This window comes from Candidatus Avedoeria danica (genome assembly GCA_016703025.1).
Taxonomy (GTDB): Bacteria; Chloroflexota; Anaerolineae; order Epilineales; family Epilineaceae; genus Avedoeria; species Avedoeria danica.
Genome location: JADJCV010000004.1, coordinates 2,258,784 through 2,278,472, shown reverse-complemented (window position 1 = coordinate 2,278,472; position 19,689 = coordinate 2,258,784). Strand labels below are relative to the sequence as shown.

The 19,689-nt window shown below is 73.0% G+C and carries 16 protein-coding genes; 3 read left to right on the top strand and 13 right to left on the bottom strand.

Annotation, left to right across the window (positions count from 1 at the left end; genetic code table 11):
- Window positions 1-15 precede the first annotated feature (15 nt).
- The 7 genes from IPG72_12180 to IPG72_12150 form a co-directional block, all read right to left on the bottom strand.
- Window positions 16-1,344 carry a DUF58 domain-containing protein gene (locus tag IPG72_12180; protein MBK6769745.1) on the bottom strand — a complete coding sequence of 443 codons (1,329 nt, stop codon included), beginning with the start codon at window positions 1,342-1,344 and terminating at the stop codon, window positions 16-18.
- A gap of 34 nt (window positions 1,345-1,378) precedes the next feature.
- A complete protein-coding gene (locus IPG72_12175; GenBank protein MBK6769744.1) occupies window positions 1,379-2,335 on the bottom strand; it encodes a MoxR family ATPase in 957 nt (318 codons plus the stop codon).
- Between the two features lie 2 nt (window positions 2,336-2,337).
- On the bottom strand, window positions 2,338-3,522 hold the full coding sequence (locus IPG72_12170; protein ID MBK6769743.1) for a DUF4350 domain-containing protein: 1,185 nt from the start codon (window positions 3,520-3,522) through the stop codon (window positions 2,338-2,340).
- Window positions 3,519-4,751: a DUF4129 domain-containing protein gene (locus IPG72_12165; GenBank protein MBK6769742.1), complete on the bottom strand. Its 1,233-nt coding sequence runs from the start codon at window positions 4,749-4,751 to the stop codon at window positions 3,519-3,521. The genes IPG72_12170 and IPG72_12165 overlap by 4 nt, the downstream gene beginning before the upstream one ends.
- Window positions 4,748-5,725 (bottom strand): glycerophosphoryl diester phosphodiesterase membrane domain-containing protein, encoded by a 978-nt coding sequence (locus tag IPG72_12160; GenBank protein MBK6769741.1) that lies wholly within the window; start codon window positions 5,723-5,725, stop codon window positions 4,748-4,750. The genes IPG72_12165 and IPG72_12160 overlap by 4 nt, the downstream gene beginning before the upstream one ends.
- A 68-nt stretch (window positions 5,726-5,793) precedes the next feature.
- Window positions 5,794-6,702 carry a TIGR01777 family protein gene (locus IPG72_12155; protein ID MBK6769740.1) on the bottom strand — a complete coding sequence of 303 codons (909 nt, stop codon included), beginning with the start codon at window positions 6,700-6,702 and terminating at the stop codon, window positions 5,794-5,796.
- A gap of 219 nt (window positions 6,703-6,921) precedes the next feature.
- The gene (locus tag IPG72_12150) at window positions 6,922-7,626 is read right to left on the bottom strand and encodes a metal-dependent transcriptional regulator (GenBank protein ID MBK6769739.1); all 705 of its coding nucleotides are present in this window, start codon (window positions 7,624-7,626) and stop codon (window positions 6,922-6,924) included.
- Window positions 7,627-7,812: 186 nt separating this feature from the next.
- Between IPG72_12150 and IPG72_12145 the strand changes: the two genes are divergently transcribed.
- The 3 genes from IPG72_12145 to IPG72_12135 all read left to right on the top strand — a co-directional run bounded on the left by IPG72_12145 (window position 7,813) and on the right by IPG72_12135 (window position 11,787).
- On the top strand, window positions 7,813-8,985 hold the full coding sequence (locus IPG72_12145; GenBank protein ID MBK6769738.1) for an iron ABC transporter substrate-binding protein: 1,173 nt from the start codon (window positions 7,813-7,815) through the stop codon (window positions 8,983-8,985).
- Between the two features lie 91 nt (window positions 8,986-9,076).
- Window positions 9,077-10,711 carry an iron ABC transporter permease gene (locus IPG72_12140; protein ID MBK6769737.1) on the top strand — a complete coding sequence of 545 codons (1,635 nt, stop codon included), beginning with the start codon at window positions 9,077-9,079 and terminating at the stop codon, window positions 10,709-10,711.
- The gene (locus IPG72_12135) at window positions 10,708-11,787 is read left to right on the top strand and encodes an ABC transporter ATP-binding protein (protein ID MBK6769736.1); all 1,080 of its coding nucleotides are present in this window, start codon (window positions 10,708-10,710) and stop codon (window positions 11,785-11,787) included. Before IPG72_12140 ends, IPG72_12135 begins: the two co-directional genes overlap by 4 nt.
- 71 nt (window positions 11,788-11,858) lie before the next feature.
- On the opposite strand, the gene IPG72_12130 is transcribed toward IPG72_12135, so the two are convergent.
- The 6 genes from IPG72_12130 to IPG72_12105 form a co-directional block, all read right to left on the bottom strand.
- Window positions 11,859-13,058: a hypothetical protein gene (locus tag IPG72_12130; GenBank protein ID MBK6769735.1), complete on the bottom strand. Its 1,200-nt coding sequence runs from the start codon at window positions 13,056-13,058 to the stop codon at window positions 11,859-11,861.
- 20 nt (window positions 13,059-13,078) lie between these two features.
- A complete protein-coding gene (locus IPG72_12125; protein MBK6769734.1) occupies window positions 13,079-14,026 on the bottom strand; it encodes an SCO family protein in 948 nt (315 codons plus the stop codon).
- Window positions 14,027-14,144: 118 nt separating this feature from the next.
- Window positions 14,145-14,768 carry a hypothetical protein gene (locus tag IPG72_12120; protein ID MBK6769733.1) on the bottom strand — a complete coding sequence of 208 codons (624 nt, stop codon included), beginning with the start codon at window positions 14,766-14,768 and terminating at the stop codon, window positions 14,145-14,147.
- A 150-nt stretch (window positions 14,769-14,918) separates the two neighbouring features.
- Entirely contained in the window at window positions 14,919-15,755 is an 837-nt protein-coding gene (gene mutM, locus IPG72_12115; protein MBK6769732.1) for a bifunctional DNA-formamidopyrimidine glycosylase/DNA-(apurinic or apyrimidinic site) lyase, read from the bottom strand.
- 138 nt (window positions 15,756-15,893) lie between these two features.
- Window positions 15,894-16,847 (bottom strand): SDR family oxidoreductase, encoded by a 954-nt coding sequence (locus IPG72_12110; GenBank protein MBK6769731.1) that lies wholly within the window; start codon window positions 16,845-16,847, stop codon window positions 15,894-15,896.
- 13 nt (window positions 16,848-16,860) lie between these two features.
- Window positions 16,861-19,359: a cation-transporting P-type ATPase gene (locus IPG72_12105; protein MBK6769730.1), complete on the bottom strand. Its 2,499-nt coding sequence runs from the start codon at window positions 19,357-19,359 to the stop codon at window positions 16,861-16,863.
- Window positions 19,360-19,689: the final 330 nt, after the last annotated feature.

The following is a 19,689-nucleotide window of genomic DNA, read 5'->3' as shown; positions in this document are numbered from 1 at the left end:
CGAACGCCTCACGCCTCAGATCGCCTGCCGCGCCTTGAGCGCCAGGTAGCGGTCGATAACGGCCACGCTCAGCCGATCGGCGGGCACGTCCAGCGTGGCCACGCCGCGGGCGCGCAGCGCGGACAGCGCCGCGGCGCGCTCGGCCAGCAGGCGCTCCGCCACCGTTCGCTCGTACAGCGCTTCGGTCGAGGTGAGCGGGCGGCGGGCGAGCGCCTCGACGGACGGGTCGGCGACGGTGACGACGAGCGGCAGGTGGTGGCGTCGCAGGCGCAGGACGTGGGCGACCAGGCGGTCGACCGAGACGGCGCCCGTGAGCTCGGTGAAGAGGACGACGAGGCTGCGCTGCCGTAGCTTGGTCTGCAGGAACGCGAACGCCGCATCGTAGTCCGGCTCCACGGGCTGGCCTTCCACGGCGTAGAGCAGCTCGAGCGCTTTGTGGAACTGGGCCGTGCCGCCGGCGGGCGCCAGCCACTGCATCGGCGCGTCCGCGAACGTCAGCGCGCCGATCCGATCGCCCTTGCGCGCCGCGACGTAGCACAGCAGGAGCACCGCGTTCAGCGCATAGTCCATCCGCGCCACGTCGCCGACCGGCGAGCGCATCATCCGACCGACATCCACCATCGCCACGACGTTCTGGCGGATCTCGACCTGGTACTGCACGCTGATCGGCGTGCCGCGGCGGGCTGTGGCGGCCCAGTTGATGTGCCGGTACGGGTCGTCGAGCGTGTAGTCCCGCAGACGCTCGAACTCGCGGCCGGCCCCGACGACGCGCACCGGGCGCATGCCCATCTCGCGCAGCGCGCTGCGGCGGTGCAGGAGATCGTACTTGCGAACGTCGATCAGGTTCGGGAACACCGCCACCGGCGCCGCCAGCGGCAGCCGCGCCCGCCGCTCCGCCAGCCCGAACGGGCCGCGCCACGCGATGTGGACGTCGCCGAACGCGAACGCACCGCGCCGCGGCGGCCGGACGTGGTAGGCCAGCCGCACCGCCTGCCCGGGCGCCACGTCGCCGCCGATGACGCGCTCGCCCTCGGCCACCGCGAAGTCGGACGGCGGCAGATCGCGCACGAGGAACGGCACCGCCGCCGCGAGCCGCGCCCGGCGCAACCGGACGACGAGCGGCACAGCGTTCCATGCCGCAACGGACAGCCGCGTCGGGACGAGCCGAACGACGTCCCAGTCACGTGCCCGCGGCGCCAGCCAGGCGTCGAACGCCACCGCGGCAGCGACGACCGCGATCGACGCCAGCGCCAGCCAGTGGAGCACCGGCACACGGCCGGACCCGGCGAACGCGGCGGCGGCCACGGCCGCGAGGGCGAGTGCGCGGCGGGTGGGCGTGATCATCGGGCGGCCCCGGCGACGGCGTCCGTCATCGGCCCTACCGCGGCACCGGGATGCCGTCGAGCAACCGACCGATCACGGCGTCCGCGTCCAGCCCGTCGATCTCGGCCTCGGGGCGCAGGATGATCCGGTGGCGGTAGATCGCCGGCGCGAGGCGCTTCACGTCGTCGGGGGTGACGTAGTCCCGGCCGGCGAGGGCGGCGGCGGCCTTGCTGGCCAGCAGCAGGCCGATCGAGGCGCGCGGGCTTGCGCCGAGCAAGAGATCAGAGCTCTCGCGCGTGGCGCCGGTGATCCGGCCGATGTAGTCCAGCACGCCGTCCTCGACGGTGACGGCCGCCACGACGGCGCGCACGGCCGGCAGGTCGTTCGGGTGGAGGACCGGCGTCAGGCCGGCGGCGGCCAGGTTGCGGGCGTCGAAGCCGGTGTGGTAGCGGCGGAGCACCTCGCGCTCCACCGCCGCGGGCGGGTAGGGCAGGACGATCTTGAACAAGAAGCGGTCGAGTTGCGCCTCGGGCAGCGGGTACGTGCCCTCGTACTCCACCGGGTTCTGCGTGGCGATGACGATGTACGGGTCGGGCAACGCGTGCCGCTCGCCCTCGATCGTCACCTGGCGCTCCTCCATCGCCTCGAGCAGGCCGGCCTGCGTCTTGGCCGGGGCGCGGTTGATCTCGTCGGCCAGCAGGACGGACGTGAACACCGGACCCTTCTTGAGGAAGAACTGGCCCCGCGTCAGATCGAACACCTGGGTGCCGATGATGTCCGACGGCATGAGGTCGGGCGTGAACTGCACCCGCCGGAACGGCGCGTCGATCAGCCCGGCCACGGTGCGCGCCAGCAGCGTCTTGCCGATGCCGGGCACGCCCTCCAGCAGGACGTGCCCGCCGGCCACGACGGCCACGATCACCTGCTCGAACGCATCGTCCTGCCCGACGACCACCTTGGCCGCTTGGTCGCGCAGCGCCTGCCAGCGGTCGCTGAGGTCGTGAAGGGTCATCGTCATCGTCGTCGTCCTCGTGTCGCTTGGGGTTTCGTGCCGCCGTTCAACGCGGTCAGGATGTCGTCCGCCTCGACGACCCACCGCAGCACCGCTGCCTCATCACGCGCCGCCGCCAATCCTGCGACCGCCGCCTCCACCCGCGCTGCCGTCGCCGCGTCGAGATCGTCCTTGCCCGCCCTGCCGAGCAGCCGCGCGCGGGCATGGTCGGCCACGAGCGCGCGGTCCCCGGCGCGGCGGTGGAGCGCTGCCATCGCCGTAACGAACTCCGCCTCGGTGCGCCGCGCGCCGGCAGCCGCGAACGGGAGCGGCGGGCCGAGGCGGACGCCGGCAAGGGCCAGCGCGGCGAACGCGAGCGCCGCAAGCCAGAGGACCGCCCGGCCCGGACCGCTCGCCCAGAGCCAGCCGCGCAGCGTGCCCGTTCCGTCGCCGCCGTCCGCGGCTGCTTCGACGCCCAGATGATAGGCGTCCAGTCGCACGCGGCCGCCCGCCGGAACATGGCGCACGAGCGGGGCCATGAAGGCGCGGTCGGCGCTGTCCGCCAACCGTTCGTTCGTGAAGTCGTGCTGCGGCGCGAAGTGCCAGATCCGGCCCGTGCCGAGCCGCTGCACGGCCACGGTCGGCCGTCCCGGCGCGCCGATGACCGCCACGGCGGCGGGGGCGTCGTCGAGGTCGAGGGGCGATCGGACGAGCGCGCCGTAGCCGGTCGGACCGTCCGGGACGAGCGGCTGCTGGGCGGCGAGCGTCGGGCGCGACAGCGGGCCGCTCGGCCCGCCGCCGGGCCCGCCCGATTCACCGAGCCGCACGCCGAAGCGAGTCGCCAGCGCCTGCTCGCGGAAACCGGGCCCGATGAGGGCCAGCGTGCCGCCGGCATGCACCCACCGCTCGAGCGCCGCTGCCTCGTCCGGCGTGTAGCGTTCCGTGCCCGGCCAGATGAACAGCAGCGCGTCGTCCTCGGCCGGCGGGGCGGCGGAGTCCAGCGTCGCGACGTCGTAGTCCAGGCGTTCGAGCCACCGGACGAGGGCGAGCAGGCCGTCGGGCTGGGCGCTGTCGAGGGCGTACGGCGGCCGCGGCGCCGCGGCCGGCCCGCCGCCGAAGAGCACGCCGGCCAGCAGGAGGGCGCCGAGCAGCGCGGCCAGCAGTCCGGCTGCGCTGCGCGACAGGCGCGCCGATGGGGACGCGGTCACTGCGTGTCCCCGGCCGGCGCCGCTGGCACGCCGGGCGTCGACGTCGGCCGGGCCCCCGCACGCGGCGGGGCGGATGCGCGCCGCGCGAGGACCTCGAGCTGGTGGACATCGTCCGCATATGTGCGAAACGTCGCGCCGTCGGGCACGGTCACGCCGTACCACACCCGATCGAACGTGTCGACGACGGCGGCCATGTGCGCGCGCAGCGCCTCGTCGCCGGCCAGCGACGCCAGCTGCTCGCGGTTCGTCCGGCTGCGGTCCGGGCGCAGCAGGCCGTTCGACTCGAGGACGAGGAGCGCCGCCAGGTAGAGCTGGCGGACGGCCGAGCGGAAGTCGCCCGCGCCGGCATCGGCCTCGGCCCGTGCGCGCGCTTCGGCCGGCGTGGACGGCGGTGAGCCCGGCGCGTTCGGAACGCGCGGGGCGTCGGTGAGGCGGGCGATCAGGCGGGCGACCCAGACGGCGGTGGTCGCGACGACGATGAATGCGACCGCCCAGCCGATGGCCTGGCCGAGCCGCAGCGCGGTCTCGCCCGCGCCGCTCGACAGCCCGCGGCTGCCCCACCAGCGCCGGAACCGGTCCGTCACCCATTCCCACCCGCGCTGCCAGAGCGAGCGCGGGTCGCGGAACGCCGGATCCGCCAGCACACGGTCCAGCGCCGCCGCATGTGCCGCCGTGTCATCCGCACGGCTCGCGTCCAACTCGTCGCGAACGATCTCGAGCCGGGCCATTGCGCTCACGGCCGCGTCGCTCGACGTGGACGCTTGCGTGCCGCTCGGCTGCGAGGTCCCTTCGGCCGTCCCGCGCGCTCCCGCCGCCAGCGGCTGGGCAAGGATCACACGCCCCGAAGGATCTCCTTCCACGGCCGCTCCTTCCGCGGCCGACCCTGCCTCCCCGACGGCGTTCGGACGCAGCGCGACCGGCGCCGGCGAGCCGACGAGGGCCCGCATCGTCGCAAGGACGTCAGGCTGGGTGCGCGCCGCGGCGCGCGTCGTGGCAGCGCGGGGCGCGTTCGCCAGCACGGCGGCGGCCGTTCCGACGCGGTCGCCGTACGCGGCCAGCGTCAGCGCGGTCGGGGTGCCCAACGGGCGGGCGGGCGGTGCCGACGACGGCGTTGACGCTGGCGTGCCGCGGCAGCCGGCGACGCCGCCGAGGGCGACGAGGATGCCGAGCACTGCCGTCCGAGCGATCCACCACCGGCCTGCATCGCGCAGGCGGTCGACCGCGGTCACGGCGCCCGTTCGGCGCGCAGGCGGAGGTCGTAGTGGAACACGACGACGGCAGCGGTCGACAGGGGCAGGATGAGGATCGCGACGATCGCCCCGAGCGCCTGGATCACCATGCCGAGTGCGGCGGCGGTCGAGGGCGGCATCAGGACCGAAGCGAAGTAGAGCGGCGTCGTGAGAATGGCTGTCAGGGCGTAGTTCAACAGCAACAGCAGCAGCGTGAATCCCATCGCGCGCCACGGGCGGCGCGCCGTGAGCTGCCAGCTCGTGCCGAGGGCGGCGATCGGGTCCGGCGTGACGAGCACCAGGGTTGGCAGCGCCGCGACCCAGCGGCCGGACAGGTAGAGCGCGGCGCCGCCGATCCCGACGAACATCGCGAGCAGCGCGGCGCCGACGAGCACGGCCGCGAGCACCGTCGCCCCCGACCCGGCGCCGGCCGCGGCGGCGAACACGCCGACGGCCCCCATCGCCACGGCGCCGGCCAGACCGAGGGCGATGACGACGATGCCGATCAGCAGCCAGACGAGACAGCCCATCGCGGCGTAGCTCGGCAGCCGGGGGAACGCGATCCGGAACCGATCGCCCACGCTGCGCGTCCGGCCCTTGAAGGCATCGACCGCCTGCTGGGTCAGGACGAGGCGGGTGAGCAGGGTTCCGAGAATCTGCAATGGCACGAGGAGGCACATCGCCAGGATCGGAAACGGCGCCGCGGAGTCCAAGGCCGACGCGTCGAACGCTTCGCGCTGCCGGAGCATCGCCTGGAAGACGCCCAGCTGCGCGGCCTGTGTCGGTCCGAGCATCTGCGCCGCCATGATCCCGAGCGGCACCATGACGATGGCCGCCGAGAGGAGCATCGGCCCGAAGTGGGCCCGGTACAACCGAAACGCGCCGTCCAGGACGTCGCCGACGCCGAGCGGCGCCGCGAGCGGGTTGTCGTCGCCGAACGGCGAGGGTGGGGGGCGGAGCGGCGGATCGGTCATCGTCACCTCGGTCACAGTGTACCGTGATCCTGCACCGGGGCGAATGTAGGTGCGACGCGTGGCCGCCCCTACGCGAGGTCCTTGAGGGCGTCGTCGAGGTTGGCGTGGCGGTGGCGGTAACCCTGCGCCAGCAGCCGCGCCGGCACGGCCTGTTGGCCGTCGAGGATGAGCGTCGCCATCTCGCCGAGGACCAGGCGGAGCGCGAAGCCCGGGGTCGGGATGAGCGCGGGGCGGTGGAGGGCGCGGCCGAGCGCGGCGGCGAAGGCGCGGTTCGTGACGGGCGTTGGGGCCGTCAGGTTGTACGCGCCGCGCGCCTGTGGGTCGCCGATCAGATGGATGATCGCACCGACGACGTCGTCGATGTGGATCCAGGGGTAGTACTGCCGGCCGCTGCCGGTCGGGCCGCCGACGAACAGGCGGAACGGCAGGGCCATCGGCGGCAGCGCACCGCCTTCCTTCGCCAGGACGAGGCCGGTGCGGACCACCGCGCGCCGGACGCCCATCGCCTCGACGGCCGAGGTCGAGGCCTCCCAGGCCACGACGACGTCCGACAGGAACTGCCCGGGCTTGCTCGGGCTGTCCTCGGTTACGACCTCGCCGCCGCACGCGCCGTAGAAGCCGACGGCCGCAGCCTGGACGAGCACGCGCGGCTTGACCGCCGTCCCGCGGATCGCCTCGACGACGGCCGCGCCGGCGTTCAGGCGGCTTTCGAGGATGCGCGTCTTGTGGTCCGCCGTCCAGCGCTTGGCAATCGTTTCGCCGGCCAGGTTCACGATCGCCAGGGCGCCGTCCGCCAGGTCGCCCCAGCCCGCCGCCGTTCGGCCGTCCCAGCCGACCGCCCGCGCGCCGGCCGGCAGCCCGGTGATGCGCGCAGGGGTGCGCGAAAGGACGACGACCTCGTGGCCGCGGCCGGCGAGTTCGGTGACGAGGCGGCGGCCGATGAGGCCGGAGCCGCCGGTGACGATGATGCGGCCCATGTCGGCCGGATCCGACGCGGACGTCGAGGCGCTCATGCGGTGGGTTGCTCCTCGGGCGGGTGATATCGGGCAGGTGACATCGGGCAGGCGACATCGGGCAGGCGACATCGGGCAGGTGACATCGGGCAGGCGACATCGGGCGGGTGATGTCGGGTGCGCGAACGGTGGGTCCGTCTCCTCAGCCCGGCGCGTGTTACACCCGCCGCCGCCCGATGGCGCTCAGTCGGCCGCCGACCTGTCCCGCCGTACCCAGATCGCGTCCGCCACCTCGCGCCCGATGACGACGCTGTCGCCCCCGATCCGCAGCGTGAGCGGGCCGTTGAACGGTGCGCGCGAGACGATCTCGAGCGCTGCGCCGGGGCGTGCGCCGATCCGGTAGATGTAGCGCATCTTCTCGCCGTCGTGCGTCCGGACGCGGCTGACGGCGGCGCGCGCACCGTCGTACGCCGAGAGCGGGCCGTCGTCCAGCGCGGGCATTCGGCCGTCGCGGTCGGGGATCGGGTCGCCGTGGGGGCAGTGGCGCGGGTGGCCGGTGAGGTCGTCGATGCGGGCCTCGATATGATCGTCGATGCCGTTCTCGAGGACGTCGGCCAACGGGTGCACCTCGTCGATGCCGAAGCGCATCACGTCGACCAGGAAGACCTCGACGAGGCGGTGGCGGCGGATCGCCGGCAGGCTGAAGCGCTCGCCGGCGGGGGTGAGGCGCACGCCGCGGTAGCGGGTGTGCTGGACGAGCCCGGCCGCATCGAGGCGGCGGACCATGCGGGACACGGCCTGCGCCGTGACCTCGAGCATGTCCGCCAGCCGGGCAAGGCTCACGTGATCGTGGTCCTGCTGGAGCCGGTAGATCTCGGCGGCGTAGCGCTGCATGGCGCGCGTGAGCGCGGCGGTGTCGACTTCTTCGGTCGGGGTCGAATGGCCCATGGGGATCGTCGTCGGTTGCGCACCACCGACGGCCCGGCGCCCCGTTGAAGCACCGATCAACCGCGGTTGTGAGGAGGATGGGATGGTCGTTGCGGCCCGCAAGCACCCGCTGCTCTTGACCTGGATGCGGGCCGCACGGAAAAATGATACCAGCGATCAGCAATAATCAGGACTGGCAGGTGGTCGATGTCCCTATCCGGCGCTACTCCATCCCGCGCCCACGCACCGCTCGTCGCTGCGCGCGGTGCGTGGGCGGCCGTGTGTCTGTCGTTCTCTCTGCTGCAGATCGCCGGCTGCAGCGCACCGGCCGCAACGTCGATCGGCGGCGCCGAGACCGCGTCGCCGCCCGCCGCAGCCGCCACCGCGGCCGAGGCCTACCCGTTGCCCATGCCCGAGCCCGACCCCGAACACGCCGCGCGTGAGACGTCCGGCCCGGCCGGTCTCGTCGTCTATTCCGGCCGCACCGAGAGCCTTGTCGGCCCGCTGATCGAAGCGTTCGAGGCGACGAGCGGTCTGCAGGTGGACGTTCGCTACGGCGACACCGGCGAGCTGGCGGTCACGCTGCTCGAGGAGGGCGACCGCTCGCCGGCCGACGTGTTCTTCGCGCAGGAGCCGGGCGGGCTCGGTGAGGTGGCCGCAATGCTCGCGCCGCTCCCCGCCGACGTCCTCGGCGCCGTCGAGCCGCAGTACCGCGCCGCGGATGGCAGCTGGGTGGGCATCTCGGGCCGCGCCCGCGTCGTCGTCTTCAACACCGACAAGCTCATGGCCGAGGATCTGCCCGCGGATATCCGGGCGTTCATCGGACCCGAATGGAAGGGCCGGGTCGGCTGGGCGCCCGCCAACGCGTCGTTCCAGTCGATGGTGACGGCGATGCGGCGGACGTGGGGTGAGGACGAAACGCGTCGCTGGGTCGAGGGCATGGTCGCCAACGGGGCCGTCGCGTTCCCGAAGAACGGGCCGATCGTCCAGGCCGTGGCCGACGGCGAGATCGACGTCGGCTTCGTCAACCACTATTACCTGTACGGCTTCCTGGCCGAGGAAGGCGAGGCGTTCAAAGCCCGCAATGCCGTGTTGCGTGAGGGCGGGCCGGCCTCGATCCTGCTCGTCGCCGGCGCCGCGATCCTGAAGACCGCTGCCCACCCGGAGGCCGCCGAGCGGTTCGTCCGCTTCCTGCAGGGAACTGAAGCGCAGCACTTCTTCGCCGAGCGGACGTGGGAGTACCCGCTCTCCGCCGGCGTCCAGCCCGACGCGCAGCTGCCGGCCCTCGCCGATCTGAAGCTCACGACGCTCGACCTCGGCGCGCTGGACGACATCGCGGGCTCGGTGGCGATGCTGCGCGACGCGGGCGCGTTGCCATAGTGGGGGTCTTGGATTCTTCGACGGCCGTCCCATCGAACGGGGTCTTGGCGTGGGGGTCCTGTGATGGGAGCCCTGTGAAGCGGGCGCCGTGATGGGCGCGCTCACCGCCGCGCGCCGTCGCCCCGTGCCCGTCCCGGTCGCCCCGCGCACCTGGCTGTTGCGCGCGGCGGCGGCGGCGATCGTCGTCGTCGCGCTCCTGCCGCTCGGCTATCTCGCGCTGCGCGCGGCGCAGGGCAGCGATGCGGCGCTCGCCGTGCTGCGCCGGCCACAGACGGCTTGGACGGTGTTGCGCACGCTCGCGCTGATGGCGGCCGTCACCGCCACGGCCGTCGCGCTGGCCGTGCCCTTGGCGTGGCTGACGACGTCGACCGACCTGCCCGGCCGGCGGGCGTGGTCCGTCGCCCTCGCGCTGCCGCTCGTTGTGCCGAGCTACGTCAGCGCTTACCTGTACAGCGCCGCCCTCGGCCCGCGCGGCAGCCTCGGCGTCGCGCTCGCGCCGCTCGGCATCGAGCGCCTGCCCCGGGTCGCAGGCTTCGTCGGGGCGTGGCTCGTCCTCAGCCTGGCCACGTATCCGTACGTTCTCCTCACTGCCCAGAGCGCCCTGCGCCGCCTGGACCCCGCCCTGACCGAGGCGTCGCGCAGCCTCGGCCGCGGCCCGTGGGCCACGTTCCTGCGCGTCACGCTGCCCGGCCTTCGGCCGTCGATCGCCGCCGGCGCGCTCCTTGTGGCGCTCTATACGCTGCGCGACTTCGGCGCGGTCTCCGTGCTGCGCTTCGACGCGCTCTCACAGGTGATCTATCTCACGCTCCGCGCCAGCCTCGACCGGCCCGGCGCGGCCATGCTCTCGCTCGTCGTCGTCGGGATCACCGTCGCCGTCCTCGGCTTGGAGCGGCTCCTCGCCTCGCGCGCGCCGCGCGTCGCGGCGGCGACGTCGCGTGCGGCGGCCGTTCCGCTGCGCGTGCCGCTCGGCCGCTGGCGGGTCGCGGCGCTCCTCGGCTGTGCCGCGACGGTGCTGCTGGCGTTGGCGGTGCCGGGCATCGAGCTTGGCTTCGAACTCGGGCGGGGGCTGGTCAGGGGGCAAGTGATCGATGGCGGGCGCCTGTTGGGCGCGCTCCGGAACAGCGCGCTGGCCGCCGGGCTGGCCGCTGCGGCCACCGTGCTCGCCGCGCTGCCCGTGGCGGCGGCGGCGCGGAGCTGGCCGGGGGGGGCCGGGCGTTGGCTTGGTCGGCTGTCCTACACCGGCCTTGCGCTCCCGCCGATCACCGTCGCGCTGGCCGTCGTCTTCCTCGGACTCGGGGTCGTGCCGGCGCTCTACCAGACGCTGCCGCTGCTCGTCTTCGCCTACGTCGTCCTGTTCCTGCCCGAGGCCGTCGGCTACGACGAGGCGGCCTTCGCGCAGCTCTCACCGGGCATCGAGGAGAGCGCCCGCGTCCTCGGCCGGTCGCCGGCGGCGGTCTTCCGGACGATCACGCTGCCTCTCGCCGCCCCCGGCGTGGCGGCCGGCGCGGCGCTCGTGTTCCTGACGGCCGTCAAGGAGCTGCCGGCGACGCTGCTGCTCGGCCCGTACGGCTTCCACACCCTGGCCACCGAGGTTTGGTCGGCGGCCACCGAGGGCCGCCAGGCGCAGGCCGCTGCCCCGGCGCTGGCGCTCCTGATCGTGGCCAGCATCCCGTCCGCTTGGCTGGCGTTCGGCTGGGACCGCAGCCGGCGCCGGGGCGGGCCATGACGGACGATCGTCCCGGCGACGGCGCGCCCGTCGTCGTCTGCGACGGCCTGACGAAGCACTACGGTCCGGTCCGGGCCCTCGACAGCCTCGATCTGGCCGTCGCCGCCGGCGAGATCGTCGCGCTGCTCGGACCGAGCGGCTGCGGCAAGACGACGACGCTGCGGCTCATCGCCGGCTTCGTGGCGCCCGACGCGGGACGGATCACGGTCCACGGCCGGACGGTGGCGGGCGACGGTCTCTGGGTGCCGCCCGAGGCGCGCAATGTCGGCGTCGTCTTCCAGGACTTCGCGCTGTTCCCACATCTCACCGTGGCGCGGAACGTGGCCTACGGGCTCCACCGCGTCCGCGACCGCGCCGCGCGCCAGGCCGAGGTGGCGCGGGCGCTCGCGCTCGTGGGGCTGTCCGGCTTGGCGGGGCGTCTGCCGAACGAGTTGTCCGGCGGCCAGCAGCAGCGCGTCGCACTCGCCCGGGCGCTCGCGCCGCGGCCGGCGCTCCTCCTGCTGGACGAGCCGTTCTCGAACCTGGACGCCCGGATGCGCCACCTGGTCCGCGACGAGGTGCGCGACATCCTCACGGCCGCCGCCGTCGCATCGATCTTCGTCACGCACGATCAGGAAGAGGCCTTCCTGATGGGCGATCGGGTGGCGGTCCTCAACGGCGGCCGGCTCGAGCAGATCGGGACGCCCGAGGCCGTGTTCCACGCGCCCGCCAGCCGCTTCGTCGCCGATTTCCTCGGCCACACCGGCTTCCTTGACGGCACCGTCGTGCCGGGCGGCATCGCCACCGAGCTTGGCCTGCTGCCGCAGCTGTGCTCGCTGCCGGTGGGCACGGCGGTCCAAGTCCTCGCCCGTCCGGATGACGTCCACGTGGCGGCGGACGGCGGCGCGACGGCCCGCGTCGAGCGACGCTATTTCCAGGGGATGCACAACCTCTACCGCGTGCGCCTTCCCTCCGGCGTCGCGATCAAGGCCGCGACGCCGCACGAGGTCGTGCTCGCCGACGGCGCGCCGGTGCGCGTGGCGCTGGCGGGTGACCATCCGCTGGTGTGCTTCTTCGAGGGGCGGGCGGTCGGCTAGCACCCCGCCACTGAGCATGCCTGGGGGGCCCGGCAGGGCATGGGGGCCGCAGACCCTGCAGTGACGGAGTACTAGCCCGTCATGACCCCGCCAACGGCCGCCAACGCCATCTGGAACGCACCCATTGCGCCGGCCGCAAACGCTGCGGCGTAGCCGAGCCTCGCCAGCTCGACGCGCGGTGCGGCTCGGGTCAGGGCGACGATGAGGGCCAGCCCGATCGCCAGGTCGAGGCCGCCGGCCACGAGCCGCGGCGTGATGCCGGTCGGGGGCAGCGGCGCGCCGGCGACGACGAACGCGATGCCCGCCGCGGCCAGCCAGCCGAAGACGGACGGTGGAGCGCTCTCTGCCGCGCGCGCTGCCGCCCGCTGGCCGACGACCACCGCCGCCAGCAGCCCGGTGCCGGTGAGCACGAGGAGCATGGACAGCGGGCTGACCGCCGGGACGAGGATGCGGGACGCCGGCCAGAGCACGACGAGGGCCCACATCGACAGGTTCCAGGCCGACGGCGCGGTCGATGCGGGCAGCAAGCGGCGCATGACCAGGACCGCCACCAACGTCCAGACGGCGGCGAACCAGGCATCGAGCGATGCCGTTCCGGACAGCGCGGAACGCCACGGCACGATGCGTGCGAGCGCCGTCCCGAGCGCGACGGCCGACAGCACCGCCAAGACGGGCAGGAAGGAGCGCACGGCGCGGCTGACCGAGAGCATCCGTGCGGCGAAGGCGGTCTCGGACGGCGAACCGCCGAGCGTCGCCGCGGCCGCCAGATGCATCCCGGCGACGACGGCCGCGGCGGACAGCCAAGCGATGAGGAACAGCTGATGCAGCCGCAGCGTCGGCCCGCCGGCGGGTGTCGGGCCGGGTTCGACGTGCACGGTGAAGCCGGCATCGGGGTAGATCGTGCAGTCCATCGCGTAGTCGCCGACGACCGCGAACCGGCGCGCCCAACGCTGTCCGGGTGCCAGGATGAACGGCCCGAAGGCATGGTCCTGGACGTCGTGGTTGACGACGATCAGCTGGTTGCCGACGGTGGTGCCGACGCGCTGCGGCAGCACGTCGGCCACGGACTCGCCGCGCGCGACACGCTGGGCGGTGCCCGGAGGGATCGTGTACACGTCGTCGCGGGTGGCGCGGCGCACCGGATCGAGGCGTGCCGCGGCGGCGATGGCCACGGCGCCGAGCACGGCCAATGCCACCGCGCCGCGGCCGGCGCGCGCCCGGCGGGGCGCGGTGGCGATCGACGTGGGGGTCTCGTGCATCGTGTCGTGCATCGGCGGCGCCTCCGTGGGCCTCATCGAGCCTTGGCGGAGCGGTGATCACCGGCGAGCAGGACCGTGACGTCGGCGGCCAGTTCGGCCGGATCGAAGGGCGCCAGGTAGGATGAGCGCAGCCGGCCCTCGGGGTCGATCAGGAACACGACGCCCGAGTGCGCGACGGTGTAGGCCGGCGAGCCGGGCTCGAAGCCGCCGGGCAGGCCGGCGCTGTGGCCGAGGGCCGCGGGTTCGGCGGCGTCGTGGTCGCCGTCGCCCGCCGCCTCGTCGCCCTGGTGGTCGTCGTCGACGGGGTGATCCGCATCTCCGCCTTGGCCGTCGCCCTCCGCCTCGTCGTGCCCGGCGATCTGCGCCGCCTGTGTCGCGAGGTCCGGTGGGAGATCGCGCGTGTAGGTCGCCCCGAAGGCATCAGCGATCGTCGCCAATCCATCGCCCGCTTCGAGGCCGACGAACGACGGGTCGAAGCCGGCCATGTAGCGGCCGAGAACGTCGGGCGTGTCGCGTTCCGGATCGACGGTGATCATCGCCACGTCGAACGGGATCGACCCGTCGCCGAGGGCGGCCTTCGTGGCGGCGAGGAGGGCCAGCGTCTGGGGGCAGACGTCCGGGCAGGTGGTGTAGCCGAAGAACAGGGCCACGACGTTGCCGCGGCGGTCGGCCAGGTCCCACGGTGCGCCGGCGGTGTCCGCGGCGCGGACGTCGGGGGCCGGCAGGGCGGGTGAGAGCACGAAGCCGTGCAGCTCGGCGGCGTCGCCGTCGGCGGGCACGCCGTTGGACGCGGCAGGCGCAGTTTCGTCGGCAGCTCCGGCTGCCGGGTCGTCGGCGGGCACGTCCGGCCGGACGGACGGGTGCGGCGGCGTCGTGATCACCTGTCGAGCGATCAGGGCGCCGGCGGCCAGGAGCGCCGCGAGGGCCAAAGGGGCCAACCACCGGGAGCCGGGCGACGTGCGTCGTTCGGGAGTCGTCATGGGGTTATCGTCCTGTCGCAGTTGCCGGAATGCACGCTGGCCGCCGTGCGGGACGGCGGCCAGTGTACAGGAGGTTTATGATGACGGACCGTACATGATTTCGGTCGCCCGAGCGCCCCTATGCGGCGCTCGTCATGCCTGCCGGCTTCCGCGTGCACGAGCACGTCGGGGGATGCGCGGCATACTCGGCCTTCGACGGGTACATGTGCTTGTACATCGCAATGACCATCGGGATGAACACGATCGTGTTGTAGAAGAGGTGGAGCTCGACGCGGAACTGGTGAGGCTTGTCGCCGACCTGGAACAGCAGCCATTGGATGACGCTCGTCGGGACAGCCGAGCCGAACAGGTTCTGATGCAGCGCGTACTGTGCCTGGAGCAGCAAGTGCTCGATGTGGTGCCAGAACTGGATCGCGAGCGAAATCGTCCACCATGTGCGCGATGAGCCCTTGAAGCCCGGCCGCAGCAGGAAGAGGCCGATCAGCATGACGATCGCGTAGCCGTAGTGGAGCGTCTCGCTCTTGGCGAGCCACGGGAAGAACTGCCCGAGGAAGCCCCGCGACTCCGGACGCGGCCACCCGAGGACGAACACCTGGACAGCCTGGGTGAGGTGCTCGGCCCAGTGCGCGAGCACGATGAACAGGTAGACCTGCAGCGCGCGCTCGTGCCAAACGTTGTTCAGGCGATCCATCATACCCGCCCAGCCCGAGACGCGGGGCGCGGACAGCGTGGAAGTGGTCATGATTCGGGTTGCCTCCTCGTTCCTGGAATGATCCTGACGATTATCCCGTGCCGTCGGGGTTGCCGCAATCCGGTTCGCGCGCCAACGGCATGGGGTGTTTCCGTCAGCGCGGGGCCTGTGCGCCACGCGGCGCCTGTGCGCGAACGCCGATCAGCGCCGTCCCGAAACGGGCGCTGCCTGGCACGCCGGACAGACGTGCGTGCTCCGCCCGCCGACGACCAGGCGCTCGATCGGCGTGCCGCAGGCCGGGCAGGGCTCGCCGGTTCGCCGAAACACCAGCAGCGTGCCCTGCATCTCGCCGCGGTTGCCCGTCAGGTCTCGGTAGCCGCCGGTCGAGAAGCTCGTTCCGCGCAGCTCGACGCCGCGCGCCAACACAGCGCGGATGGCGCCGTGCAGCCGCCGGACGTCATCGTCCGTCAGCCCGTCGGCCGTGGCCAGCGGGTGGAGGCGGGCGGTGAACAGCGCCTCGTCGACGTAGATGTTCCCGAGGCCGGCCACGAAGCGCTGGTCGAGCAGGAGCGGCTTGAGGCGGCCGCGGCGCCCGCGCAGGCGCGCCGCGAATGCGGCCAACGTGAAAGCGTCGTCCAGCGGCTCGGGGCCGAGGGCGCCGGTGACGGCCGCCGGATCGGCCACCACGTAGACGCGGCCGAACTTGCGCGGGTCGTGGAAGCGCAGCTCGTCGCCCCGGTCGAGCGCGAAGACGGTGTGGGCGTGCGGGTTGCGCGGGTGGGCGGCGGGAACGAGTTCGAGCCGGCCGCTCATCTTGAGATGGAGGATCAGCCAGTCGTCCGACAGCTGGAGGCAGAGGTACTTGCCGCGCCGTCCCACCGCCAGGATCGTCTGGCCGGCGAGGCGCGCGGCCATCTCCTCCGGCGCGCTGCGCGGCGCTTGGCGCGGCCAGCCGACGCGGGCGCCGACGAGGCGGCGGCCCGGCAGGACGGCGGCCAGGTCGCGGGCGTAGGTCTCGACCTCGGGGAGCTCGGGCATGGGGCGATTGTACCCTCGGCGTGCGCGTTCACCCCTCCGAAGCTGCCGGCAACAGGGTTGGCGCCGGCTTGCCCGCGAAGTACGCCGTGATCCCGTCGGTGAGGTGGGCGAACAGGGTCCGATTCTAAAGGCCGAGCGTCACAGCGGCGGAGAGCAGACGTTCGATGTATCGGCTGCCGGCGGCTGAGTCGTCATCGCCGAATGGTGCCATGGCCGCCGCGACCCGGCGGCGCCCGCATCGTTGTCGGGGCCGATCGTTCGTACGCGCATCGACACGGCCTTCCGAGGCCGGCCCGCCAGCCGCCCGGCCACTTCGTTGCGCAGGTTGACTGCCAGCGTGGCCGCGGTTGAAACACGGTAGACGCGGCCGGTACGCCCGTCCGTCTCCGGGCCGGCGACCCAGGCGGCCTTGGCCGCCGCGACCTCGACCGAGTGGCCGAGCCAACGGAGCACCGTCCCGAAGACGGCCACGCCCTCCGATTGGCCCGGCGTTACCTCGAGGTCCGTCACGAGGTCGGTGATCGTCAGGCCGGGGTTGAAGCCGAAGATGCCGACGCCTCGGTCGGCGTACTCTTTGGCCATGGCCAGCGTGAAGTTGCGCACCCATGCCTTCGACGACGCGTAAGGGCTTTGGAGCGCCACCGGTCCGCGCTCGCCGCGCCCGACCGAGTTCACGAGCTTGCCGTGCCCCTGCGCCAGGAATCGGCGCAGCGCGGTGGTGCTGCCGTGGTACGTGCCGATAATGTTCGTCGCAACGACGCGCTCGAATCGCGCCGGCGGGATGTCGAGCGTCGGGCCGTACGGCGCCGCGATGCCCGCGTTGTTGAACCAGACATCGATGCACCCAAACGCGCGAACGGCGTGGTCGGCCAGCGCCTCGACTTGGCGCGCGTCGGCCACGTCGCACGCGATGCCGTCAGCTCGCGCACCGCCGCTCGCCAGCCGCGCCATGGCCGCCGCCACCGCATCGCCCGCCCGGGATGCGATCACCACGGCGGCGCCCTCCGCCGCGCAGGCCTCGGCGATGGCAAGGCCGATCCCGCGTGTGCCGCCGGTGATCACCACCACTTTGTTCGTGAGCGTGCAGGTCATGCAATCCTCCCCACTATCCACGAATCCACCGCGCCAACCACGGGATGGCCCCCGCGATGATCGCCCCGCCGAGCGCCAGCGCCCAGTCGTCGGGATCCAGCGGACGCAGGTGCAGCTTAGCCGCCACCGCCGGCGTCTGGATCAGCAGCCACGAGCTCGCCAAGGTGCCGAGACACATGAACCACGCCGCGCGCGATCGCAGGCCGCTCAGCCCGGCCGTCACGCCGGCGCTAGCCAGGGTGAACGTCGCCAGCGCCATCGCGCGGCCGTGATCGACGTCGGCGACGACGCCGAGGCTGCGCAGGTACCCGGCGGTTACGGCGGCGGCCACCAGCAGTCCGGTGACCACGATCGTCGTCATTTGGACCGGATCGAAGAACCGCGCCCGCCCGACCGATCGGGCGTGCGGCACGAGGTCGCGCGTTGGCAGCGCCTGGAACACCAGCATTGCCGTCGGGTGGATCAACATCTCGAGCCACACGATGTGGGTCGGCAGGTAGAGCAGCGGATAGCCGGCCAGGGGGATCAGCGCGGCGGTGAGCACGAGCGGAATGTGCGTGATCAGCAGGTACTGGAAGCTGATCTGAAGGTTCTGGAACAGCTGCCGACCCTCGCCGATCGCGCCGACGATCGTCCGGAAGTTGTCGTCCATGAGCACGATGGCCGCGACCTCACGTGCGCTGCGCGTGCCGCGCGCGCCCATCGCGACGCCGATGTCGGCCGCTTGAAGTGCCGGGACGTCGTTCACGCCGTCGCCCGTCACCGCGACGATCTCGCCGAGCGACTGCAGCGTCTTGACGAGCAGGAGCTTCTGAGCGGGCTTGGCGCGGGCCACGACATCGACGTCGCGCAGCGTCCCACCCAGCCCGTCGGCGACCATCGCCTCCAGCGCGTCGCCCAGGACGACCCGCGGCTCGCGACCGCCGAGCCCGACCGCGCGGGCTACGGCGGCGGCGGTAACCGGGTGATCGCCTGTCACCATGATCGTGTGGATGCCGGCCACGCGGCACGCCGTCACCGCCTCGCGCACGCCCTCACGCACCGGGTCCTCGAACGCCAGAAGGCCGGCGAACCGATAGCCCGACGCCGGCTCCGTACCGACATCCGCCGCCGCGTCGAGCGGCCGCCATGCCACGGCGACGACCTTGTGGGCATCGGTCGCGAACGCCTGGATCGCGGCGGTGCGCTCGGCCTGCACCGCGCCGTCGACAGCGTCGCACATAGCCATGACCACCTCGGCCGCGCCCTTGGTTGCGACCCAGCGCTCGTGCGCCGGCGTTTCGACGACGGCCGTTTCACGCTGGCGATCCTCGGTGAACGGAAACGTCGTCACCCGAACCGACGCGGGCGCGATGTCCGTGGTGGCGCCGGCGGCGAGCAGGATCGCCTCGTCCAGCGGGTCGCCCGTCTCGGCCCGCGCGGCCGCGCGGGCCACCTCGAGCAGCCGCGGTGCCGACGTGCCCGGCGCCGGCAGCACATGGGTGAGCTGCAGCCGCCCTTCGGTGATCGTGCCCGTCTTGTCGGAGCAGATGCACGTCACGCGGCCGATGTTCTCGACCGTCACGGCGCGCCGGACCAGCGCCTGACGCCGCGCCAGCCGGTACACGCCAACGCTGAGGTAGAACGTGAAGACGACCGGGAACTCCTCGGGGATCGCGGCCGTGGCCAGCGTCACCGCGCTCACGAGCGCGTCGAGCCATGAGTTGCCCTGGGCGAGCCGGACGGCGGCGAGCACCACGCACAATGCGATCGCGACGACGAGCAGTCGCCGCACGAGGTGGTCGATGGCGGCCTGGATTGGCGTACGCTCGTGCCCGCCGCCCAGAGCGGAGCGGGCGATCTCGCCGTACAGCGTCGCGCCGCCTGTGTGTGCGACGCACGCCTGCGCGTGGCCCGTCAAGAGGCGCGTCCCGGCGAACCCCCAGTGCGCTTCGGCGACGCGCGGTCCGGCGCCTTCGTGAGATGTCTCACGCGGCGGTTGTGCGTCGAGCGGGCGCTTTGCGACCGGGAACGCCTCGCCGGTGAGCGCGGACTCGTCGACCTGGAGGTCCGCGCCGGCCACGATGATCACGTCGGCCGGGAAGGGCTCGCCGATGGACACGACCACCCGATCGCCGGGGACGAGGGCGATGGTCGGCAAAGTCCTTGTCACCCCGTTACGGACGACGGTCGCCGTCGTGGCCAGCCGCGACGTGAGGCCCTCGGTCGACGCCTGGGTGCGGCGGTGCAGGTAGACGTCCATGCCCAGCAGCGGCAGGATGGCCAGTACCAGCGTGACGGCCTCCGAGTGCTGCCCGACGAGCGCATAGAGACCGGCGGTCGCGGAGAAGAACCAGAGCATCGGATCCTTGGCGGTATCCGCGATGAGCGCCCGCCACGGGTGGGATGGGGCTTCGACGATGTCGTTCGGCCCGAACTCGCCAAGGCGTTCGGCCGCCTCGTGCTCGGTGAGGCCGCTGGCGACGGCGGCCAGACCGTCTAGGATGGCGAGCGGAATGGGGCGATGGGCCATTGGACCGCGCAGTCGTGTCGCTCCGGATGAGCCGGCGCCCATTCTGGCCGTGGCGGCGCGTGGTTACAACTCCTGCGCGATGCGCTTGTGGAGCGCCGTCCGCTCGAAATTCACCTCCCCGCGCAGGGATGAAGCGTGCGCGTCGACCGATGGCTCCGCGGGCGCATCCCTCGACGCGGCCATGTGTTCGCGTCGCCCGATGCAGCGCCGCCCGCCGGTGGCGCCCGCGTCACAGGGGGTTGACGACGCGCGTACGCGGCGCTATCCTGGTTACCGTTGCATTAAGAAGCTCGTATCCCCGCCGATGCCCCACGGATCACGTGTCGTGTC